At 73.3% G+C, this 21,401-nt stretch carries 18 protein-coding genes and 1 pseudogene; 14 read left to right on the forward strand and 5 right to left on the reverse strand.

Features of this window, described 5'->3' with window-relative positions; all coding sequences use genetic code 11:
• Positions 1-4 precede the first annotated feature (4 nt).
• Entirely contained in the window at positions 5-1,933 is a 1,929-nt protein-coding gene (locus ACZ6I1_RS03415) for an APC family permease (RefSeq protein WP_469282567.1), read from the forward strand.
• Here ACZ6I1_RS03415 and ACZ6I1_RS03420 read toward each other — a convergent pair.
• Positions 1,863-3,113 carry a PucR family transcriptional regulator gene (locus ACZ6I1_RS03420; protein ID WP_469282569.1) on the reverse strand — a complete coding sequence of 417 codons (1,251 nt, stop codon included), beginning with the start codon at positions 3,111-3,113 and terminating at the stop codon, positions 1,863-1,865. The two genes, ACZ6I1_RS03415 and ACZ6I1_RS03420, sit on opposite strands and share 71 nt — an antisense overlap.
• 131 nt (positions 3,114-3,244) lie before the next feature.
• Between ACZ6I1_RS03420 and ACZ6I1_RS03425 the strand changes: the two genes are divergently transcribed.
• From ACZ6I1_RS03425 to ACZ6I1_RS03460, 8 genes and pseudogenes are all read left to right on the forward strand, one after another.
• The gene (locus ACZ6I1_RS03425; protein ID WP_469282571.1) at positions 3,245-3,802 is read left to right on the forward strand and encodes a TetR/AcrR family transcriptional regulator; all 558 of its coding nucleotides are present in this window, start codon (positions 3,245-3,247) and stop codon (positions 3,800-3,802) included.
• Positions 3,803-4,114: 312 nt separating this feature from the next.
• Positions 4,115-4,249 (forward strand): annotated as a pseudogene (locus tag ACZ6I1_RS03430) (helix-turn-helix domain-containing protein); the annotation flags it as partial.
• A 187-nt stretch (positions 4,250-4,436) separates the two neighbouring features.
• Complete coding sequence (locus ACZ6I1_RS03435) at positions 4,437-4,853, forward strand: hypothetical protein (protein WP_469282574.1); 417 nt, start codon at positions 4,437-4,439, stop codon at positions 4,851-4,853.
• Positions 4,850-5,653: a transcriptional regulator gene (locus ACZ6I1_RS03440; protein ID WP_469282576.1), complete on the forward strand. Its 804-nt coding sequence runs from the start codon at positions 4,850-4,852 to the stop codon at positions 5,651-5,653. The genes ACZ6I1_RS03435 and ACZ6I1_RS03440 overlap by 4 nt, the downstream gene beginning before the upstream one ends.
• 71 nt (positions 5,654-5,724) lie before the next feature.
• Entirely contained in the window at positions 5,725-6,189 is a 465-nt protein-coding gene (locus ACZ6I1_RS03445) for a roadblock/LC7 domain-containing protein (RefSeq protein ID WP_469282578.1), read from the forward strand.
• A 98-nt stretch (positions 6,190-6,287) separates the two neighbouring features.
• Positions 6,288-6,662, forward strand: coding sequence for a hypothetical protein (locus ACZ6I1_RS03450; RefSeq protein WP_469282581.1), 375 nt, complete (start codon positions 6,288-6,290; stop codon positions 6,660-6,662).
• A 205-nt stretch (positions 6,663-6,867) separates the two neighbouring features.
• Complete coding sequence (locus tag ACZ6I1_RS03455; protein ID WP_469282584.1) at positions 6,868-10,446, forward strand: bifunctional glycosyltransferase/CDP-glycerol:glycerophosphate glycerophosphotransferase; 3,579 nt, start codon at positions 6,868-6,870, stop codon at positions 10,444-10,446.
• A 125-nt stretch (positions 10,447-10,571) separates the two neighbouring features.
• Positions 10,572-11,060 (forward strand): VOC family protein, encoded by a 489-nt coding sequence (locus tag ACZ6I1_RS03460; RefSeq protein WP_469282586.1) that lies wholly within the window; start codon positions 10,572-10,574, stop codon positions 11,058-11,060.
• Between the two features lie 8 nt (positions 11,061-11,068).
• On the opposite strand, the gene ACZ6I1_RS03465 is transcribed toward ACZ6I1_RS03460, so the two are convergent.
• Positions 11,069-11,800, reverse strand: a complete 732-nt coding sequence (locus tag ACZ6I1_RS03465; RefSeq protein ID WP_469282588.1) for an SIR2 family NAD-dependent protein deacylase — start codon at positions 11,798-11,800, stop codon at positions 11,069-11,071.
• A 203-nt stretch (positions 11,801-12,003) separates the two neighbouring features.
• On the opposite strand from ACZ6I1_RS03465, the gene ACZ6I1_RS03470 reads away from it, so the two are divergent.
• Together ACZ6I1_RS03470 and ACZ6I1_RS03475 are read left to right on the forward strand one after the other, a co-directional pair.
• The gene (locus ACZ6I1_RS03470; RefSeq protein WP_469282590.1) at positions 12,004-12,444 is read left to right on the forward strand and encodes a hypothetical protein; all 441 of its coding nucleotides are present in this window, start codon (positions 12,004-12,006) and stop codon (positions 12,442-12,444) included.
• A 55-nt stretch (positions 12,445-12,499) separates the two neighbouring features.
• Entirely contained in the window at positions 12,500-13,348 is an 849-nt protein-coding gene (locus ACZ6I1_RS03475) for a GNAT family N-acetyltransferase (RefSeq protein WP_469282592.1), read from the forward strand.
• Between the two features lie 72 nt (positions 13,349-13,420).
• On the opposite strand, the gene ACZ6I1_RS03480 is transcribed toward ACZ6I1_RS03475, so the two are convergent.
• Complete coding sequence (locus ACZ6I1_RS03480) at positions 13,421-13,864, reverse strand: subtilase-type protease inhibitor (RefSeq protein ID WP_469282594.1); 444 nt, start codon at positions 13,862-13,864, stop codon at positions 13,421-13,423.
• 317 nt (positions 13,865-14,181) lie between these two features.
• On the opposite strand from ACZ6I1_RS03480, the gene ACZ6I1_RS03485 reads away from it, so the two are divergent.
• Entirely contained in the window at positions 14,182-14,919 is a 738-nt protein-coding gene (locus ACZ6I1_RS03485) for an ABC transporter ATP-binding protein (RefSeq protein WP_469282597.1), read from the forward strand.
• On the forward strand, positions 14,913-17,393 hold the full coding sequence (locus ACZ6I1_RS03490) for an FtsX-like permease family protein (RefSeq protein ID WP_469282599.1): 2,481 nt from the start codon (positions 14,913-14,915) through the stop codon (positions 17,391-17,393). Before ACZ6I1_RS03485 ends, ACZ6I1_RS03490 begins: the two co-directional genes overlap by 7 nt.
• A 4-nt stretch (positions 17,394-17,397) precedes the next feature.
• Here the strand turns inward: ACZ6I1_RS03490 and ACZ6I1_RS03495 are convergent, their stop codons facing one another.
• Entirely contained in the window at positions 17,398-17,835 is a 438-nt protein-coding gene (locus ACZ6I1_RS03495) for a Crp/Fnr family transcriptional regulator (RefSeq protein WP_469282627.1), read from the reverse strand.
• Between the two features lie 137 nt (positions 17,836-17,972).
• Positions 17,973-18,275 (reverse strand): hypothetical protein, encoded by a 303-nt coding sequence (locus ACZ6I1_RS03500; RefSeq protein WP_469282601.1) that lies wholly within the window; start codon positions 18,273-18,275, stop codon positions 17,973-17,975.
• A gap of 277 nt (positions 18,276-18,552) precedes the next feature.
• Between ACZ6I1_RS03500 and ACZ6I1_RS03505 the strand changes: the two genes are divergently transcribed.
• Positions 18,553-21,285, forward strand: coding sequence for a DNRLRE domain-containing protein (locus tag ACZ6I1_RS03505; RefSeq protein WP_469282603.1), 2,733 nt, complete (start codon positions 18,553-18,555; stop codon positions 21,283-21,285).
• The last annotated feature ends 116 nt before the right edge of the window (positions 21,286-21,401 follow it).

Here is a 21,401-nt window from a genome sequence, read left to right on the forward strand (position 1 = left end):
CCCAATGAGGCGTATCAATGTGAAGCGCGTACTGGTCGGTGAACCCCTCGACACCGCCCGGATGGGCGAGACCCTGCTCCCCAAACGGCTCGCCCTGCCGATCTTCTGCAGCGACCCGCTCTCCTCCGTGGCCTACGCCACCGAGGAGATCCTGCTGATCCTCGCCCTCGGCGGCGTCGCCCTGCTCCACCTCGCCTGGTACGCGGCCGCCGCCATCGTCTTCCTGCTCGTGGTCGTCATCGCCTCCTACCGGCAGACCTGCCACGCCTACCCGGGCGGCGGCGGCGCCTACGTCGTCAGCTCCGAGAACCTCGGACAGACCGCCGCCCTGACCGCCGCCAGCGCCCTGCTCGTCGACTACGTGATGACCGTCGCCGTCTCCGTGGTCTCCGGCGTCGCCGCGATCACCTCCGCCATCCCCGCGCTGAACGACCACGAAGTGGGCCTGTCGGTGGGGTTCGTGGTGCTGCTGACCCTCATGAACCTGCGCGGCGTACGCGAGTCGGGCCGCGTCTTCGCCCTTCCCACCTACGGGTTCGTCCTCGTCATCTACCTCATGTTCGCCTGCGCCGCCGTGCGCCTGGCCACCGGCGACACCATCCGCGCCGAGTCCGCGCACCTGCCCATCACCGAGGCCGGCACCTACGCCGGCCTGGCCGTGGTGCTCCTCGCGATGCGCGCCTTCGCCTCCGGCTGTACCGCCCTCACCGGTGTCGAGGCCATCAGCAACGGCGTCCCCGCCTTCCAGAAGCCCAAGGCCAAGAACGCGGCCACCACCCTCGCCGCCATGGGCGTGCTCTCCGTGACCATGTTCGCGGGCATCACCGCACTCGCCATGGCGTACCGGGTGCACGTCGCGGCCGACCCCACCGAACTGGGCCTGCCGCCCGGTACCGCCACCTCCACCGCCCTCGCCCAGATCGGCCGGGCCACCTTCGGGAGCTGGCACTTCCTCTTCTACCTGCTCCAAGCCGTCACCGCGGGCGTGCTGATCCTCGCCGCGAACACGGCCTTCAACGGCTTCCCGATGCTCGCCTCGATCCTGGCCAAGGACAAGTACGCGCCCCGCCAGCTCTTCAACCGGGGCGACCGGCTCGTCTACTCCAACGGCGTCGTGCTCCTCGCCCTCGCCGCCATCGCCCTGATCGTCGCGTTCGACGCCGAACTGACCCGGCTCATCCAGCTGTACATCATCGGCGTCTTCGTCTCCTTCACCCTTTCCCAGTCGGGCATGGTCCGGCACTGGCGCCGGGAGCTCGCCTCACCCGCCACCCCGCGCGAGGAACGCGTCCACATCCACCGCCGCCTCGCCATCAACGCGGTCGGCGCCACCCTGACCGCCCTCGTCCTGGTCGTCGTCCTGATCACCAAGTTCACGCACGGCGCCTGGCTGGTCGTCATCGCCATGCCGCTGCTGTTCCTCGGCATGAAGGGCGTACGCCGCCACTACGACCAGGTCGCCCGGCAAGTCGCCGTCGCCCCCGGCACGAAGCCGCGCAAACCCGCCCGCCACCACGTACTCGTCCTGGTCGCCTCCGTACACGCCCCCACCCTGAAGGCCCTCGGCTACGCGCAGGGCCTGCGCCCCGACACGCTGACCGCGGTCACCGTCGCGGCGGACGAGGCGGACGCGGCCCGCCTGCGCGAGGAATGGGCCGAGCACGCCCCGGGCCTCCCGCTGCAGATCCTGCACTCCCCGTACCGCGAGGTGGTGGCCCCGATCCTGGCCCACGTCGAGGAACTGGCGGCGGACAGCACGACGGACGTGCTCTCGGTGGTGATCCCGGAATACGTCGTCGGCCACTGGTGGGAGCAGCCCCTGCACAACCAGAACGCGCTGCGCCTCAAGGCCCGGCTGCTGTTCACCCCGGGGGTCGCGGTGATCGACGTGCCGTACCTGCTGGAGTCGGCGAAGACCCCGGACGCGCCGTAGCGGAGGCGGCCCGCTGGGCCACCGCCGCGTGCGCCAGCGCCAGTTCCACCACCTGCCGCGGATCCGACAGGGAACGGCCGGTGAGCTGCTCGAGGCGGCGCAGCCGGTTCGAGACCGTGTTGCGGTGGCAGTACAGCCGCTGCGCGGCGTACGTCGTCGAGCCCTGGCAGGCCAGCCAGGTGCCCAGCGTCGTCAGCAGCAGCCGGCGGTCCTCCGCGGGCAGCGCCAGCACCGGCCCCAGCACCACGGTCCGCAGCCGCCCGGCGAGTTCGGCCTGGGCCGCGACCAGCGCGGCCGGCAACCCCTCGTCCAGCAGCGCGGTGCGGGGGCCGCCGGACTCCGGCGCGGTGCGCAGCGCGAGGGCGGCCAGCCGGTACGCGCGGTGCAGCTCGGCGGGCGCCTCCACGACCGGGCTGACCCCGGCGCGCACCCCGAGGGGCGCCAGCAGTTCCCGTACGGATTCCAGCGGATGGTGGCCCAGCTCCACCAGGCCGGTCTCGACGTCGGCGCGGATCCGCCACAGCACGCGGAGTTCCGCGGCGGAGCCGGGCTTCTCCGTACCCGCCTCCGCCGCCCCCGGGGAGCCGTCGGCGGCCACCACGACCACGGCGAAACGGCCCCGCTCGGGCAGCCCCAGCTGCACCGCGGCCTCCGAGGCCGCAGGGCCCCCGGGGAGGGCGCCGCCGTCCAGCAGCACGTCCAGCAGGGCCGCCCGGCGCTCCCGGTCGCGGCCCGCGCGGGCCGCCTCCGTACGCCGGTAGGCCTCGGACACGGCGTCCGTCATCTGGTCCAGCACGTCCCACAGCGCGGCCGCGCCCGGCAGCAGGCGGGGCAGCGCGGAGCGGTCGTGCGCGGCCACGGCCTCGGTGAGGGCCGCCCAGAGCAGCCGGCCGCCGCTGCGGTAGGCGCGCAGCAACGAGCCGAGCGGCAGCCCCTGTTCGGCGCGCAGCATGCCGGTGGCCCGGGCGTCGGACAGCTCCACCGGCAGGCCGCGGGAGCTGCGGACCAGGCCCTCGACGGCCTGGCGGAGGTTGTGGTGGATCCGGTCGCGCAACTCGGCCCGGCCGAGCAGGGCGGCGTACGCGGGATCCTCGGCCAGCGTCCGGTCGGCGAGCCGGTCCGCCGCCACGGCGAGACGGCGGGCCAGGTCCTCGCGTATCTCCTCGATGATCCGCTCCATGACGGGCAGCCTGACACGGGGGAGGGCGCGCTGGGGAGGGCCCGGCAGCGGTCCATCCGCTACCTTGTGCGAAGCACTGCACGTGCAGTGCTCATAGGACGTGCCGTATCCACCGGGGGACCGACCAGCCCATGCGCCAGAACCCGCAGCGCCGCGCCGCGCTGCTCGACGCAGCCATCGAAGTCCTCGCACGCGAAGGCTCGCGCGGCCTGACGCTGCGCGCGGTGGACGCGGAAGCGGGCGTCCCGACGGGGACGACCTCGAACTACTTCGCCAACCGTGCCCAGTTGCTCGTGCAGATCCTGCACCGCACGCGCGAACGGCTCGTCCCGGACCCGGCGGAGCTGACCGGCCCGCTGGACGCCAAGGTGCTGCTCGGCGGGCTGCTGGACCGGATGCGCCGCGAGCGCAGCGTGCACATCTCCATGCTGGAACTGCGCCTGGAGGCCACCCGGCGCCCCGAACTCCAGACGGAACTGGCCGGGTTCCTGCGCACGGAGCTGGAGGCGAACGTCGCCTGGCACCTGGAGTCGGGCCTGCCCGGCGACCGCCGCGGAGTGGTGCTGCTCTACCTCGCGATGCTGGGCCTGATGGTGGACGACCTGACCGTCCCGACCCTCCTGGACGACCACCCGGTGGAGGCCCTCGTGGAAACGATGGCCGAACGCCTCCTCCCGGAGCAGTCCTAATACCGGCGCGCCCGGCCCGCCCGCGGCTCGGCCCGACAGGGGTCCGGTGATCCTATGCTCAGGTTTACGCGAGTCAGCTGGTTTTGCGGCTGCTGAGCGACTTTGATGGTTTTTGCCAGGCCTCGTACCGGAGCAGGGGGACTACTCATGGGCGCCGACAGCCAGGACCACCACCGCCAGGACCACCACATCCAGGACCACCACCGCCAGGACCACCACATCCAGGACCGCCACATCCAGGACAACGGTCAGAAGGACACCACACCCACCCTCATCGGTTCCGTGCAGCGCGCGCTGCGCCTCGTGGAGGCGATGTACGCGGAGGGCGGGGCGACGGCCAAGCGGCTCGCGCGGCTCACCGGGATCCCGCTGCCCACCGTCTACCACCTCCTGCGCACCCTCAGCCACGAGGGCTACGTGCTGCGCGAAGGCGGGTCGTTCCGGCTCTCGGACGATCTTCCGCTCGCCTCGTGATCAAAAGGCGACGGGTTCCGGCCAAGGTCTCGCGCGGTTCGGCGCATGTTCCAGCGGAAAATGCCAGAACCCCCTTCCGCTCTGTGGAACTTGAGTAAGTTCCCTCCTGTCGCGCCGTACGACCGTGCACTCCGCACGTCCGGCCGGGAGGGGAGCCCGCGTGCCCGGGATCGACGAATGCCTGCTCGAAGCCATGGCCCTGCCTGGTGCGCGGGGGGCCGCGCTGGTCGACTGGAGCAGCGGACTGGCCCTCGGCACCGCGGGGGACTCGCCGGTGGGAGACCACGAGACGACCGCCGCCGAGACCGCCGAACTGGCCCGCGCGGCCGCCGAGTACGAGTCCTTCGCCCCGGCGGCGGACACCCCGCCGGGCGGAGCCGCCTGCGGTGACGCCGCCGGCCAGCCCGTCGAGGACCTGATCGTCACCACCCGCACCGGCTACCACGTACTGCGCTTCGTCGAGACGAGCTTCGACAGCAGCGTCTTCCTGCACCTGTGGCTCGACCGCGCCGACGGCAACCTCGCCCTCGCCCGCCACAGACTCCGCTCCCTGGCGGAGGGGCTGGTGCTCAGATGACGACCCCGACCGTGCCCGCGACCACCTCCGCGACCCCGACCGCAGCCGTCTCCCCGCTCCTCACCCGGCTCGCCGCCGAACGCGCCACCGGCGCCCTCTTACGCGACCGGGGCACCCTCTTCCTGGAGAACGGCAACGTCGTCCACGCCGAGAGCCCCGCCACCCCCGGCCTGGACGTGCTCCTCACCACCGGCGGCGGCCTCGCCCCCGAGCGCTGGCGCGAGGCCGTGGACCGGGCCGGCGCCCGCCGCCAAGTGGCCCGCTTCCTCGTCGACAGCGGTGGCCTCGCGGGCGGGGAGCTGGAGATCTGCCACCTCGCCGCCATCTTCGACGCCGCCTTCTTCGCCCTCTCCCCGGGCAGCGGCCCCTCCCGGTTCCGCCGCGGGGCCACCCACTGGATCGGCTCCGTCCGTTCCGTTCCGGCCGCCGCCGTCGAACGCGAGACCCGGCGCCGCAGGGAACTCCTCGACGCCGTCTGGCCCTACCCGCTCCTCGACACCGCCCCGGTGGTACCGCGGCCCGCCGCGCCCGGCCAGACCGTCACCGCCCGGCAGCGGACCCTGCTGCGCCAGGCCGACGGCGTGCGCACCCCGGCCGACCTCGCATGGGTACTGGGCCGGCCCGCCTTCCACACCCTGCTCGACGTACGACGCCTCGCGGCCGCCGGACTCGTCGAGACCCCGCACACCCCGGCCCCGCCGCCGGCCGCGGAACCCCTGCCCGACTGGATGACCCAGGCCCAACCCCCGGACGTGGCGCTGCTCCGCCGGTTACGCGACGCACTGGAGGCAAGCCTGTGAGGCTCCCGCTGCGACCGGCCCTGCGCGCCGACCGCTCCGAGCGGAGGCAGCCCGAAAGGAGAAAGGCCGACATGAGCACGGTGCCGCCCGAGGCGGAGGCCGAGATACTCGCCGAGCTCCGCAGGCTGCGGGCCCGCGTGCCCCAGCTCACCGGCGCCCTCGCCGCCAGCGCCGACGGCCTCGTGCTCGCCCAGGACAGCGCCGCCGCCGAAGGCGAGACCGTCGCGGCACTGACCGCGGCCGCCCTCGGCGTGGCCCAGCGGCTGAGCGACAGCACCGGCCAGGGCGGATTCCGCGAACTGCTGGTGCGCGGCGAGCACGGCTACGTGGCCACGTACGCGGCGGGCGAGGCGGCTGTCCTCACCCTGACCGCGGAGACCCGCGTCAACGTCGGGCGCCTCCACCTGGAGGCCCGGCGCTCCAGCCTGCGGATAGCCGAACTCATCGACCACACCCTCGGGCGGCGGGTCGCCGGCTCACGCCCCGCCCCGCCCCTGCCGCCCGTTCCGCCCGCACCACCCGCCCTCCCCGCCTGACCCCGTACCCCGCCCACACGCCCACCCGCCCACCCGCCCACACCAGGACCCATCGGATCCGGTAGCGCCCAGCGAGAAACGAGAAAGAGGAACCAGTCATGGCAAACGTCGAGACCGCGCTCAAGGAAGCCACCACCACCATCGACGGCGCGATCGGCGCCGCCCTGGTCGACTACGGCAGCGGGATGGCCCTCGGCACCGTCGGCGGCGGCAAGGACCTGGACCTCGGGGTCGCCGCCGCCGGCAACACGGACGTGGTCCGCGCCAAGGTCCGCACGATGGAGATGCTGGGCCTCAAGGACGAGATCGAGGACATTCTCATCACCTTGGGGAACCAGTACCACCTGATCCGCCTCTTGAAGGGCAGGGGAACCTCCGGCTTCTTCCTCTACCTCGCCCTCGACCGGGGGCGGGCCAACCTCGCGATGGCCCGTCACCAGCTGAAGAAGATCGAGGGGGAACTGGAGATCTGACCGGGGGCTCCCTCCGGCCGCGCCCCGCCGGGCGGCGCGGTTGCGCATCGTCTAGGTGGCGGGCGGCTGAATTCTTTGCCGTCCGCCCCGGCGATCAGCCGTGGTATGACCGGTATCGGAGGAGTTCGCGATTCCGCTAGCTAGTAAGATGCTGTGAGTAGCTGATCATCGATAAAGCACCAAAACGCTGGAGAACCCGCCACCCATGCCCCCGCGCCTGAGCATCGTCGTCCCCGTTTACAACGTCGAGCTCTACCTCGACGAGTGCCTGGAATCCATCGCCGCTCAGACCTTCGCGGACTTCGAGGCCATCCTCGTCGACGACGGCTCCACGGACAGCAGCGCCGTCATCGCCAAGGCGTTCGCCGCGCGGGACAAGCGCTTCCGGGTCGTCATGCAGGAGAACGCCGGCCTCGGCGCCGCCCGCAACGTCGGCGCCCGTCACGCCCACAAGGACAGCGAGTACCTGGCCTTCGTCGACAGCGACGACACCATGCCGGACTACGCCTACCAGCGGATGATCGAAGCCCTCGACGAGACGGGCTCCGACTTCGCCGGCGGCAACGTGAAGCGCTTCCGCTCCGTCGGCATGCAGCAGTCCTGGGGGCACCGGGCCGCCTTCGCCAAGACGCAGCTGAAGACCCACATCTCCACGTTCCCGGCGCTCGTCACCGACCGCACCGCATGGAACAAGGTCTACCGGCGCACCTTCTGGGACGAGCACGGGTTCCAGTACCCGGAGGGCATCCTCTACGAGGACGCCCCGGTCAGCATCCCCGCGCACTACTTCGCGACCAGCGTCGACATCCTCAGCGACTGCGTCTACCACTGGCGCGTCCGCGAGACCGGCGAGCGCTCCATCACCCAGCGCTCCACCGACCCGGTCTCCCTCATCGACCGCGTGACGTCCGTCCGCCTGGTCCGCGAGTCCCTCAAGGCCAAGCAGGGCGCCAAGTACGTCCGCTACCTGCGCGACTACGACTACAACGTGCTGAGCGAAGAGCTCCCGCTCATCTACAAGTACGTCGGTGAAGGCGGCGCCGACTTCCGCGCCGCGTTCGTCAAGGAGGTCGGCGGCCTCATCCGCGAGATCGGCACCGCCCCCTGGTCCGACCTGACCGTCGCCGACCGCCTGAAGGCCTTCCTGGCCAGCGAAGGCCGCGTCGAGGACTTCATCGCGCTCCAGGACCACCAGCGCGACTACCACTACAGCGTGCCGGTCAAGGGCATCGCCCGCCCGCAGGCCGACTACCCGTTCCTGCACGGCCGTCCGCCGGTCCCCGCCAAGATCCTCACCCTCGGCCCGCGCGAGCGCCGCGTCGTCAGCCGTCTGGAACAGGCCGCCTGGGCCGACGGCAAGCTGCTCCTGCGCGGCTACGCGCTGCCCGGCCACCTCGGCGCGGAGAGCCGCCTCGGCTCCCGCAAGATGCTGATCTTCCGCGAGGGCGGCAAGCGCCGCCGCTCCGTCGTCTCCGCGCGTACGGTCGCCTCCCCGATGGCCACCGTCAAGGCCCCGCACCTCGCGCTGCGGCACGCCGACTGGGCCGGCTTCACCGCCGTCGTCGACCCGTCGATCTTCCAGTCGGGCGGCAAGTGGCACGAGGGAATATGGACCACCTCCGTCGCCGTGACCGGGGCCGGCGGCCTGCACCGCGCCCGCCTCAGGGGCGGCGAGCACGACACCGGCAACAACCCGCCCGCGCACTGGGTGGCCCCTGACGTCCGGGTCGTCCCCGCGGTCACCAGCTCCCTGACCATCCAGGTGGAGATCGTCCGCGCCCGCGCCCTGGACGTGCGCCCCGCCGGCGACGACGCCGTCGAGATCACCGGTGAGCTCGCGGCCGCGGTCGGAGCCGACGCCACCCTGCGCGCCGTCCACGTCTCCACCGAGACCACCCGCACCTTCCCGCTCGAGACCGGTCCGGCCGCAGCCGGCCGGACCCCCTTCACGGTGCGCGTGCCGCTGGCCGAGCTGGCCTCCGTACCGGACGCGCCGTGCGAGCCCGGTGAGTGGACCCCGGAGCCCTGGAGCCTTTCCGTGGTCGGCGCCGACGGCACCGAGCACCGCCTGGCCCACGACGAGCGCGGCGGCTTCGCCGGCCTGGTCCTGCCCCTGCCGGGCGGGGCCGCGGACCGCGCCCTCTACGCCAAGCGCGGCAACACCGGGCACCTGACCCTCTCCGTGCAGCCCTCGCCGCCGCTGATCGACGCCGTCGAGGCCAAGGACGGCACCGTGAGCCTGCGCGGCCGGTTCGTCGCGCCCACCGACGAGCCGTACGAACTCGTCGTGCACAACGCGCACGGTGTCGAGTTCAGCTACCCCGTCACCCGCGACGGCGACACGTTCGAGACCACCTTCGAGCCCGTGCTCCCCGAGGCGTACGCGGGCCGCACCACGCTGCCCGAGGGCCGCTGGTGGCCCACCCTGCGCCCGGCGGCCCAGGGCGGTACGACCGCGGGCCTGCTCGGTGTCGACCGTGGTGCCCCCGTGCAGATGAGCCCCGGCCTGCTCTTCGCCGGACCCCACCCGCTCACCGTGCAGGGCCGCCGGATGCGGGTCGAGACCCGCTTCCACGACCGCATGGTGCTGGTCGCCGACCCGCTGCTCAGCCCGCACGACCGCTCGCGGTACGCCCAGCGCGTCGCCCGTTTCGAGACCTATCCGGCCCAGCGCGCCCTGCCCGTCAAGGACGTCGTCGTCTACGACACCTTCCAGGGCAACGGCGCCGGCGACTCCCCCCGCGCCATCCACGAGGAGCTGGTGCGCCGCGGCGAGAAGCTCGAGCACATCTGGCTGGTCCGCGACGGCCGCGCCGAGGTCCCGGCGACCGCACGCGCCGTGCAGTACGACAGCCTGGAGTGCTGGGAGCTGCTGGCCCGCGCCCGCTACTACGTGACCAACGACAACGTGCCGCAGCACTTCGAGCGCCGCGCCGGGCAGGTCGTCGTGCAGACGTGGCACGGCACGCCGATCAAGCAGATCGGCCACGACTTCGTGCACGACTACTACACGAGCCCGGAGATCCTGGAGGGGCTGGCACACGACAGTGCCCAGTGGACCCTTCTCGCGTCCCCGAGCTCGTACGCGACGCCGCTCCTCAAGCGCGCCCTCGGCTACGACGGCGAGGTCATCGAGGCCGGCGCCCCGCGTACGGACGCGCTCGTACGGCCCGACGCGGACCGCATCGCGGAGGTCCGGCGACGGCTCGGCCTGCCCGAGGGCAAGAAGGTCGTCCTGTACATGCCCACGTGGCGGGAGAACTGCGAGGGCTGGTCGGGCGGCTACAAGCTCGACCTGCGGATCGACCTCGAGCAGGCCCGCCGCGAGCTGGGCGAGGACCACGTCCTGCTGGTCCGCGGCCACCACCACGTCGGCGAGCAGGTCCGCGAGGGCGTCCGCGACGGGTTCGTCGTCGACGTGTCCCGCTGGCCCGACGCCACCGACCTGCTGCTGGTCGCCGACGTGCTGATCTCGGACTACTCCTCCGCGATCTTCGACTTCGCGCTCACCGGCCGGCCGATCCTGCTCTTCACGTACGACCTGGCGCACTACAAGAGCACCCTGCGCGGCTTCAACTTCGACCTGGAGGCCAAGGCCCCCGGCCCGCTGCTGGCGGACTCGGCGAGCCTGATCGAGGCCGTTCGCAACGCGGACGCCCTCGGCGAGCAGTACGCGCAGGCACGGGCCGCGTTCCGCGAGGAGTTCTGCGACCTCGACGACGGCCACGCCACCGAGCGCGTCGTCGACCGCATGCTCGCGAGGGGCGCCGAGCCCGCGAAGTAGCCCGAACGGGCGATTTCGCCGCCGAACACAGACCGGCCCCGGGCCCACCGATGAATTTCGGGCCCGGGGCCGGTCCGTATGTGAGGACGCGCGCAAGCAGCGCGCGCACGCACACGGAGGCAGCGATGAGCAGCAACGGATTCACCACGTGCCTGTGGTTCGACGGCAACGCGGAAGCCGCCGCCGACTACTACCTGTCCGTCTTCAAGGACGGCGAGCGCGGCCGGATCGGCCGGTACACCGAAGCGGGCCCCGGCCGCGCCGGCGACGTGATGGTCGTCGAGTTCGCGATCAACGGGCAGAAGTTCGTCGCGCTCAACGGCGGCCCGGAGTTCACCTTTTCGGAGGCGATCTCCTTCCAGATCCACTGCGCCGACGAGGCGGAGTCCGACTACTACTGGGACGCGCTGACCCGGGACGGCGGCCAGGAGGTCGCCTGCGGCTGGGTCAAGGACAAGTTCGGGGTGTCCTGGCAGGTCATCCCGCCCGGCGCCATCGACCTCGTCAGCGACCACGACCCGGAGCGGGCCGCCCGGGCCACGGCCGCCATGATGAAGATGAAGAAGCTGGACGTGGCGGAGATGCGGCGGGCGGCCGACGGGTTCTCGGGCTAGTACGGCCGCTACTGGGCGGCGGCGATCCGGGTCAGGAGTTTGGGCAGGGCGGTTCCGATCGGTTCGCGCACGATCTCGTCCGCGAGGGGGTCGTACGGGGTCTCCTCGGCGTTCACGATGATCAGCCGGGCCCCGGCCTCCGCCGCCATGGCGGCCAGTGAGGCGGCGGGCTGCACCTGGAGGGTCGAGCCGACGGCGACGAAGACATGGCAGCCCTTGGCCACCGCCATCGCCTGACCCAGCACCTCGGGGTCGAGCCGCTCGCCGAACATCACGGTCGCCGCCTTGAGGATCCCGCCGCACGCCCGGCAGGCGGGATCGGGCTCCCCGGCGGCGACCCGGGCCAGCGCCTCGTCCATGCCCGACCGGGCGCGGCAGGCCGTGCAGACCACCGACCGGGCGGTGCCGTGCAGCTCGAACACCTTGCGGGCGGGCATCCCGGCGAGCTGGTGCAGCCCGTCCACGTTCTGCGTGATGACCCGTACCGGGGTTCCGCCGCGCTCCAGCTCCGCCACGGCCAGGTGCGCGGCGTTGGGCTGCGGCCGGAGCGCGTCGATCTCGGCGCGCATCAGCCAGGAGCGGCGCCGGATCTCCGGATCGGCCATGTAGTACTCGTACGTCACCAGCTTCTCGGCGTCGGGCCGGCGCCGCCACAATCCCTGCGGCCCCCGGTAGTCCGGGATCCCGGAATCGGTGGACATCCCGGCCCCACTGAACACTGCGACGAGCGGCTTTCCCATGATCCGACCCTACGTACGGGCCGCGGGTGCCCGCGACCCTTTTACCCGCGGCAGCCGGTGGCCGCGCGCCTCCCGAGGGTCCGCGCACGCGACCGGTGGCCGCGCCACCCGTTCGGCCGTCTGCGGTGCATCACGCCCTCCACAGGGGTGAGATCCGGGCCCCGCCCCTCCCCTCGGACCCCGCGGGCGGGTACAAACCCGGCATGAAGCTCAAGCCGTACAGCCTTGGCGCCCTGCTGCTGACCCTGCTGACCCTGCCGGCGCCGGTGGTCCTGCCGTCCGTTCCCGCCCTCGCCGCGCCGGTGGCCACCCCGGTCCCGCAGTCGCACTCCGCCGACGTGATCGGACGCTTCCTCACCGGCTTCTACGGGCAGCACGGTCCGACCCCGCACGACCGCAAGACCCGGGTGTCGCAGCTGCTCAAGGAGAAGCAGGAGGAGCATCCCGAGGCCGACGTCCTGCTCTGCGCCCGGGACGAGCCGCGGGCCATCGTGGTCGGCCCGGTCACCGTGGCGCAGTCGGCCGGGGTCGGCTGGGCCACCGTCACCACCCACTGGGACGCCGGGCTCACCGACACCTTCACCGCCTACGTACGCCTCGACTCCCAGCCGATCCGTGTCGACGACGTGATCTGCGCGGGCTGACACCGTACGGCGGACCGCTCCACCCCGAACTGCCGGTCCTGCTACAACATTCGGCATGACGGGATTCGAGATCACCGGCGCGAGCGCCGCAGACATGGAGATGATCCGGGGCTGGGCCGACGAGGAGGGCTGGAATCCGGGGGATTCGGACCGGTTCGCCTTCGCGGTCGCCGACCCGCAGGGCTTCCTCGTCGGCCGGCTCGACGGCGAACCGGTGGCCTGCATCTCCGCGGTCCGTTACGGCGCCGGCTTCGGTTTCATCGGCTTCTACATCGCCCGCCCCGCCTTCCGCGGGCAGGGGTACGGCATCCGGCTGTGGCGCGCGGCGATGGAGCGGCTCGACGGGCGGCTCATCGGCCTGGACGGGGTCGTGGAACAGCAAGCCAACTACCGCAAGTCCGGCTTCCGTCATGCCTGGAACAACATCCGCCACGAAGGCGTGCCGCAGGGGGTGGCGCCCGGTGCGGACGGCATCGAGGTGGTGGACGCGTCCTCGCTGCCCTTCGGGCAACTCGCCGCCTACGACCGCCGGTTCTTCCCCGAGGCGCGCGACGCCTTCCTCGCCGCATGGACCGCGCTGCCCGGCCGGACGGCCCTGGCCGCCGTCCGCGACGGCCGGATCGAGGGGATCGGCGTCATCCGCCCGTCCAGCGGGGCCTTCCGGACGGGTCCGCTGTACGCGGCCACCCCCGGTGTGGCGGCCACCCTGCTGCGCGGGCTGGCGGAGCATGCGCCCGGCGGGCTCGTGTCCGTGGACGTACCGGACGCGAACCCGCAGGCCGCCCCCCTGTGCGCGGCCCTCGGGCTGGCGCCGGTGTTCGAGACCGCCAGGATGTACACCGGCCCCGCCCCCGCGCTCGAACTGGCCGGCCTCTACGGCATCACCAGCCTCGAACTCGGCTGAGGTGGTGCGGGGGTCGCCCGGCCGGGCGGCTGTCGACGGGTCGCCCGGCCGGTCCCCGCAACCCGGCGGCCGTCAGAAGTCGAACAGCGCGCCACTGGTGTTGCGCATGCCGCACGGGTTGCCGTAGGTGTACGCGTAGCCGAGGCGACGGCCTTCCCACACCCCGTCGGCCGTCACCGTCACGGGGTTCCACTCCCTGGTGCAGGCGGTGCCGGGCTCGGGCGCCGCGAGGGGGTCCAACCCGGGCGCGTTCGACCGTAATTCGGCACAGGCGGCGGCCGGGTCGGGGTGCGTCCCGCCCGGTGTCGGCGCACACACCAGCGTCACCGCGCGCAGCACGGTGCCGGTCGCGGTGTCGTCCCCGGCGGTCACCGCGAGGACGAGCGCGGACGGGGCGTACAGGCTTTCCGTGCCGGACGGGGCGGCTCCGGCCGACCCGGGCCAGGCCAGCGCGGTGAGCGCGGTGAGCGCCATGGCGGCGGAACCGAGCCCGAGACCCCTGGTGATGGACCGCATTTCGAACACTCCCTTGGGTTGGCGTTTCGGATAGCGGACAGAGTCTTGCCGAAGCGGACCGCGAACGCCCGTTCGCACCCCCATTTTTCGTCACCGATCGTGTGCGGATGAGTGCAGACCGCAGCGGTGCGGCACCGGCTGACCTGTGCGGGAGCGGCAGGCCGAATCGGCCGAACACCGACCGGAGACACGCGCGAAACCTGCGCGCAAAGCCCCGCGAGGAGGGATCCGGCACCCCCGGGGGTAGGGCCTGCCCCACCCCCGGGACACGGTCTGGACCCGCTGTGCCGGACCGCCCGCGAGGGTTGGGTTGAGGCATGGCACACCACGCGATCCAACTCAGCGGCGTCCGCAGGGTCCACGGCTCCGGCGAGCACGCCGTCACCGCCCTCGACGGGGTCTCCCTCGACTTCCCCCCGGGCACCTTCACCGCCGTCATGGGCCCCTCCGGCTCCGGCAAGTCCACCCTGCTCCACTGTGCGGCGGGACTCGACCGGCCCACCTCCGGCACCGTGACGATCGGCGGCACCGACCTCACCCGGCTCGGCGAGACCGAGCTGACCCTGTTGCGCCGCGACCGGATCGGCTTCGTCTTCCAGGCCTTCAACCTGCTCCCCGCCCTGACCGCCGAGCAGAACGTCACGCTGCCGCTGCGCCTGGCCGGCCGCAGGCCCGCCCAGGCCGAGGTCCGCGAGGTCCTGGCCCGCGTGGGCCTCGGCGACCGGGCCCGGCACCGGCCCACCGAACTCTCCGGCGGCCAGCAGCAGCGCGTGGCGCTGGCCCGCGCCCTGATCACCCGCCCCGAGGTGCTCTTCGGCGACGAGCCCACCGGAGCCCTCGACTCCACCACCGGCCGCGAGGTCCTCACCCTGCTCCGGGCCATGGTCGACACCGAACGCCAGACCGTCGTCATGGTCACTCACGACCCCGTGGCCGCCTCCTGCGCCGACCGCGTCGTCTTCCTCGTCGACGGCCGCCTGACCGGCGAACTGACCGGAGCCCCCGCCGAGGCGATCGCCGCCCACATGACGAAGCTGGAGGCCGCGCCGTGCTGAGCATCGCCCTGCGCACCCTGCGCGCCCGCTGGACCACCCTCGTCGGCAGCTTCCTCGCCCTGTCCCTCGGAGTCGGCCTGATCGCCACCATGGGCCTCGGCCTCGCCGCCACCCTGGAGGCCCCGCCCCGCGGGCCCGAACGCTTCGCCCGAGCCCCCGTCGTCGTCAAGGGCGAGGACACCCTGCGCGTCCCCACCCCCCTCGGGGACCGCACCGGCAAGCTGGCACACCCCCGGCCTGTCCCGCCCGAACTGGCCCGGCGGCTGGCCGGGCTCGGCCCCACCACCGAGGACCGCTCCTTCCCGGTCCGCGCGGACGGCGGGCCCAAGCGGCTGGTCGGACATCCGTGGTCGGTCGCCGCCTTCGCCCCCTACACCCTCGCCGCCGGCCGGGCCCCGCAGTCCGACGGCGAGGTCGCCACCACCGGCTGGGCCCGGCCCGGCGACCGGCTGACCACCGACCACGGCCCCGCCACCGTCGTCGGCACCCTCACCCCGCCCGGCGGCGGACGCGGCTTCGAGGACGCCGTCTTCTGGACCGACGCCCGCGCCGCCCGCATCTCGCCCGCCGTCGACCAGCTCGTCGTCGCCGCCGACCCCGCCGCCGTACGGGCGGCCGTGGCAGCCGGCGCTCCAGCCACCGCTCCGGCCGCCGCCGGACAGGACACCTGGGTCCGGGTCCTCACCGGCCGGGACCGCCGCTACGCCGACCCCGACCCGGAACGCGACGGCGAAGCCCTGCTCGCCGTGAACGCCATGCTCGGCACCGCCGGCGGCACCACCACCTTCGTGTCGGTGTTCGTCGTCGCCTCCACCTTCGCCTTCGCCGTGGCCCACCGCCGCAAGGAGTTCGCCCTGCTGCGCACCGCAGGGGCCACCCCGCGGCAGATCCGCCGCATGGTCCTCGCCGAGGCCCTGCTCCTCGGCGTTCCGGCCTCCGCCACCGGCTGCCTCCTCGGGGCGTACGGGGCGCCCGTACTCGCCGCCTACACCGTCGAGGCCGACATCGCACCGCCCTGGTTCGCCATCGGCGACGCCACCTGGCCCTTCCACCTGGCCTTCTGGACCGGACTGCTCGTCTGCCTGGCCGGAGTCCTCGCCGCCTCCCGGCGGGCCGGCCGGGTCGGCCCCCTCGAGGCGCTGCGCGAGGCCGCCGTCGAGACCAAGGCCATGACCCCGGCCCGCTGGATCCTCGGCGCGGGCCTGCTGCTGACGGGCCTCGGCACTCTGGCGTACGCACTGCTCACCGACCCGTCCGACCTGCTCCACCGCAAGACGTACACCAGCCGCCCCATGCTGCTCATCGTCGCCTTCACGCTGCTGGGACCGGCGCTGGTCCGACCGCTGATCCGGCTCGCCGTCCTGCTCCCGGCGCGGCTGCCCGGCGCCGGCGGAATGCTGATCCGGGAGAACGCGACCGCGGGCATCCGGCGTACGGCCGCCGTCGCGGCGCCCGTCCTGGTCACCGTGGCCCTGGCCGGATCCCTCCTCGGCACCACCGCCACCCTGAACGAGGCCAAGGCCGCGGAGGTCCGCCGGCACACCACCGCCGACTTCGTGATCACCGGCGGGGCCCGGGGCTTCGACCGGGACGCCGTCGAGCGGCTGCAGGCGATACCCGGGACCGCGGTCTCCGCCACCGCCTCCACCGCCGTGCACGTCCTGGAGGAGGGCGTGGCGCTGATCCGCTCCGACGCCCGCGCCGCCGACCCGGCGGCCCTCGCCCGGACCGCGGAGCTGCCCCTCACCGCGGGCGAGGCCAGCGACCTCGACGACGGCTCCGTCATCGTCACCGAGGAGTGGGAGCGGCACACCGTCGGCTCCACCGTCGAGGTCTGGCTCGGCGACGGCACCCGCAAGACACTGCGGATCGCCGCCGTCATGAGCACCGGCACCGGCGACAACGGGGCCTACGTCACCCCGGCCAACGCCCCCGGCGCAGTCGTGGACCGGATCGACGTACGGCTCGCCCCGGGCACGGACCCCGCCGCCGTCCGCACGGCCCTGGCCGAGACCGCCCGCCCCGCCGGGAGCCGGGTCCTCACCAAGGACGAGTGGGTGGCGGCCGAGTACCCCCAGACCAAGCGCACCACCCGGGCGGGCTTCTTCCTGGTGCTCGGCATCGCCCTGCTCTACACGGGCATCGGCCTCGCCAACACCCTGCTCATGGCCACCTCCGAGCGGACGCGGGAGTTCGCGGCACTGCGCATGGCGGGCGCGACCCGGTGGCAGGTGCTGCGCCTGGTCGCGGGGGAGTCCCTGACGGCCGTCCTCGCGGGCGCGGTCCTCGGCACCCTCGTGGCCCTGCTGAACCTGGCCGGGATCCGGGCCGCCCTGGGCGTGCTGGACGTCCGCAGCGGCCTCGTCGTGCCCTGGGAGGCCCTCGGCGTCACGGCAGGTGCCTGCGCGGCCGTGGCGGTGGTCTGCGCCGCCGCCACGGCCGCGGTGTCACTGCGCCGCCTGGCCCGGCCCTGACCCCCTAGCCGGCCGTGGCGCGCGGGGCGTACAGGTCGAGGAGGCGCGTGCGGGTCTGGTGCAGCCGCAGCGCCAGGACCCGCCCGACCCAGTGGCCGATCGCGGACCCGAAGGCGGGATCGGCGTCCATGAGCATCCGTACGCTCGAGCCGTCGAACTCGTACGCGCGCACCGGGGTCATCGCCTCGGCGCTCAGCTGCCACACGTACGGCGGGAACAGCCAGGACCAGCCCACCAGCTCCCCGGGACCGAGGTTCTCCACGGACGCCGGCCGGCGGCGGCCGGGCACGGGGAGCTGCAGGGTCACCGTGCCGGAGCGCACGATCCAGAAGGCTTCCGCGCCGGTGCCTTCCTCGAAGATCCTCGCGCCCTCGGGAAAATTGACCTCACGGGCCTGGGCCATCAGCCGGCCGCGATGCTCGGTGGACAGCACGGCGGCCATCCGGACGGGGGAAGGTGTGCTCACGACGGCCTCCGATCACGACCCCCCACGGCGCACTGCTACCCCCAGTGTCGCCGACGCACGCCCGATCCAGACCGGATCGGGCGGTGCGTCTTGCGGCGGACTCCGTACGCCCGCTATTCCTCGGCGTTCGCCTCCAGGCAGGCCAGTTCCATGGCGTCCAGCACCGCCTCGTGGCTGCGCCCGCTCAGCTCGGCGACGCTCTCGATCTGCGCCGTCGCCCAGGCCGCCAGCGTCATCGCGAGGACCCGCAGCCCGTCGGTGCCGTAGTCGGCCAGGACCGCGTCGGTGACGGCCATGGCGTCCTCGGGGACCTGCTCGGGCGGCTCCAGACCCGCGAGGCCGCGCAGCATCGCGAGCGTGCGGCGCGAGATCTCCGGGGTCAGCCTCGCCAGCCGCATGTCCTCTTCGTCGTCCATCCGCCCCACCCTCCACCCTCCGGTGCCGTGCCCATCACCTCAGGGCACCGTAGAGGGACGCGGCGCCGCGCGGGGCCGTTTCGCCAGGGTGACTCCCCCCGGGCGCCGAACCGGCCGGTAACGTGACCGGCTGCGTCAAGGGGGGTGAACGGAACGCCGATTCGTCCTAGGGTGCGCCCGTACGCATCGCCGCGAACCCGCCGTTCGGCGGTTTCCGGCCATGACGCGGCGGCCGGGCACGAGGACACGGCCGCCGGCACACCGAACTGGGGGGTTCATGCGCAGATCCAGACGACTGGCGGCCGCTCTCGTCCTGTCCCTGGCCGGAACCGGCGCCGGGCTGGGCCTCGGCCTCGTCCCGCAGGCGGCGGCCATCACCCCGCCGGTGGCGTTCACCGCCGACGCGCTGGCGACCTGGCAGCCCAACGGCGTGGTCTGGGCGCTCGCCGAGGCGGGCGGCACGGTCTTCGCCGGCGGCACCTTCTCCGCCGTACGCCCGCCGGCCGGCGGCTCCGGCAGCGAGCAGCCGGCCGTGAACTTCGCCGCGTTCGACGCCGCCACCGGCGCCCCGACCTCCTGCGCGCTGTCCTTCACCGTCGGCTCCGGCACGGCCACCGTCCGCGCGCTCACCCTCTCGCCCGACCGGCAGACGCTGTACGCGGGTGGCTACTTCGGGGCGGTCAACGGCACGCCGGTCTCCAGTCTCGCCGCCATCGACGTGGCCACCTGCACGGTGAAGCCCGCCTTCCGGCCCGCCTTCGCGGCCACCGTGCGGGCCCTCGCCGTCACCGGCGACACCGTCTATGCGGGCGGGGACTTCCTCACCGTCGCCGGCCAGAAGCGCGAACGCTTCGCCGCCGTCGACGCGGCCGACGGGTCCCTGCGGCCCTTCACCGCCAACGCGGACGAGCCCGGCCGCGCCGTCGAGGTCACCCCCGACGGCACCGGCGTCGTCCTCGGCGGCGACTTCTTCACCGTCAACGGGACGAACACGCACGCGCTGGCCGTCGTGAACGCCACGACCGGCGCGCTCACCACGTCCTATCCCGGCTTCATCGAGACCAACTCGGTCGTCAAGGACATCGCGACCGACGCGACCGGGTTCTACACCGCCAACGAGGGCACCGGCGGCGGCGTCTTCGACGGCCGGATCGCACTGAACCTCTCCGACTTCGGCCAGCGCTGGCGCGACACCTGCCTCGGCGCGACCCAGGCGGTCCTCCCGTACCAGAGCGTGCTCTACAGCGCCTCGCACGCCCACGACTGCTCCAGCGTCGGCGAGTTCCCCGACGGCCAGCGCCACCACCTGCTCGCCCAGCCCACCAGCGGAACCGGGAAACTGGGCTGGGCCCCCGACACGAACGACGGCATCGGCGAGGGCATCGGCCCGCGGGTGATGACCGTCGGCTCCAAGGGCGGCGTCTCGTACCTGTGGGTCGGCGGCGAGTTCACCACCGTCAACGGGGCGGCGCAGCAGAGCCTGACGCGCTTCGCGTCCACCGGGGACACCGGCGCGCCCAGCGTGCCCGTGGCGAGCGCCGTCAGCTTCAAGCCCGGCGAGGCGCAGGTGCGCTGGCGCACCAGCCTCGACCTCGACGACAGCGCGCTGACCTACAAGATCTACCGCAACGGGGCGGCCGCGCCCATCGCCACGGTCACCGCCGACTCCCTGTTCTTCCGCCGCCCCCAGGCCTCCTGGACCGACACCACCGTGACCCCCGGCCAGACGTACACGTACCGGGTGACCGCGACCGACGCGGCCGGGAACGCCAGTGGCCCCTCGGGTACGGCGAGCGTCACGGTCCCGACCTCGGTGGACGGCTACCCGAACCAGGTGCGCGCCGACGGCGCCCAACTGTACTGGCGCTACGACGAGTCCGCCCTGCCCTTCGCCGCCGACTCCTCGGACGGCGGCAACCAGAGCGGCGTGCACCTGAACGCCCCCGCCCTGCGCCAGACGCCCGGCGCGGTCTCCGGCGCGAGCACGGCGATCGGCTTCAACGGCACCGACACGCAGGTGTACGGGGACAAGCGCCAGAGCGTCGGCAGCACCTACAGCATCGAGACCTGGTTCAAGACGAACACCACCCGCGGCGGCAAGCTGTTCGGCTTCGGGAACAACCAGTCGCGCGGCAGCAACCAGTACGACAAGCACCTGTACATGACCAACGACGGGCGGCTGGTCTTCGGCGTCTACACCGGCGCCACCCGCACCCTCACCACCGGCTCCGCCTACAACGACGACACCTGGCACCACGCCGTCGCCACCCAGGGGCCCGGCGGGATGACCCTCTATGTGGACGGCGTGCCGAAGGGCACGCTGGGCGTCACCACGCACGAGAACTTCTCGGGCTACTGGCACGCCGGCGGCGACAGCCTCGGCGGCTGGCCGGACCGTCCGACGAGCGAGTACTGGGCCGGCCGGCTCGACGAGACCGCCGTCTACCCGACCGTGCTGAGCGCCGCGCAGGTGCAGAACCACTACGCCCTCGCCACCGCCCCGGCCGACTCGGTGGTGAAGGTGACCGCCGCGGAGGACACCTACGCCAACGCGGGTGCCCCCGACACCGCTTACGGGAGCTCGAGCTCGCTCGCCGTGCGGGGCACCTCGTTCTACGCCAGCTATCTCCGCTTCAACCTGCCCGCCGCGCCCGCCGGCACGGTGCTGAAGTCGGCGAGCCTCAGCGTCAAGACGAGCACGATGAGCGGCGCCGGTACGGCGGACACCGTCTCCGTGGTTCCCGTCACCGGATCCTGGACCGAGGGCGGCACGACGTACAACAACCGCCCCGCCCTGGGCGGTCCGGCGCTCGGCAGCTTCCCGGGGATCCCGGACGGCTCGGCCATGCACACCGCGGGGCTGAACACCCAGACCGTCGCCGCGGCCCTCGGCGGCGGATACGGCCTGGCCCTGAGCAGCGCCGGAACGGACGCCCTGTGGCTGTGGTCCTCGGAGGCGCAGGCCAAGGAGGGAACCCCGCAGCTGACGCTGACCTTCGGCGCGCCGTGAGGCCGTAGGCCGTGAGGCCGTGAGGCCGGGCGGGGGGGGGGGGGGGGGGGGGGGGGGGGGGGGGGGGGGGGGGGGGGGGGGGGGGGGGGGGGGGGGGGGGGGGGGGGGGGGGGGGA

The sequence above is a fragment of the Streptomyces sp. NPDC046303 genome (assembly GCF_055588085.1).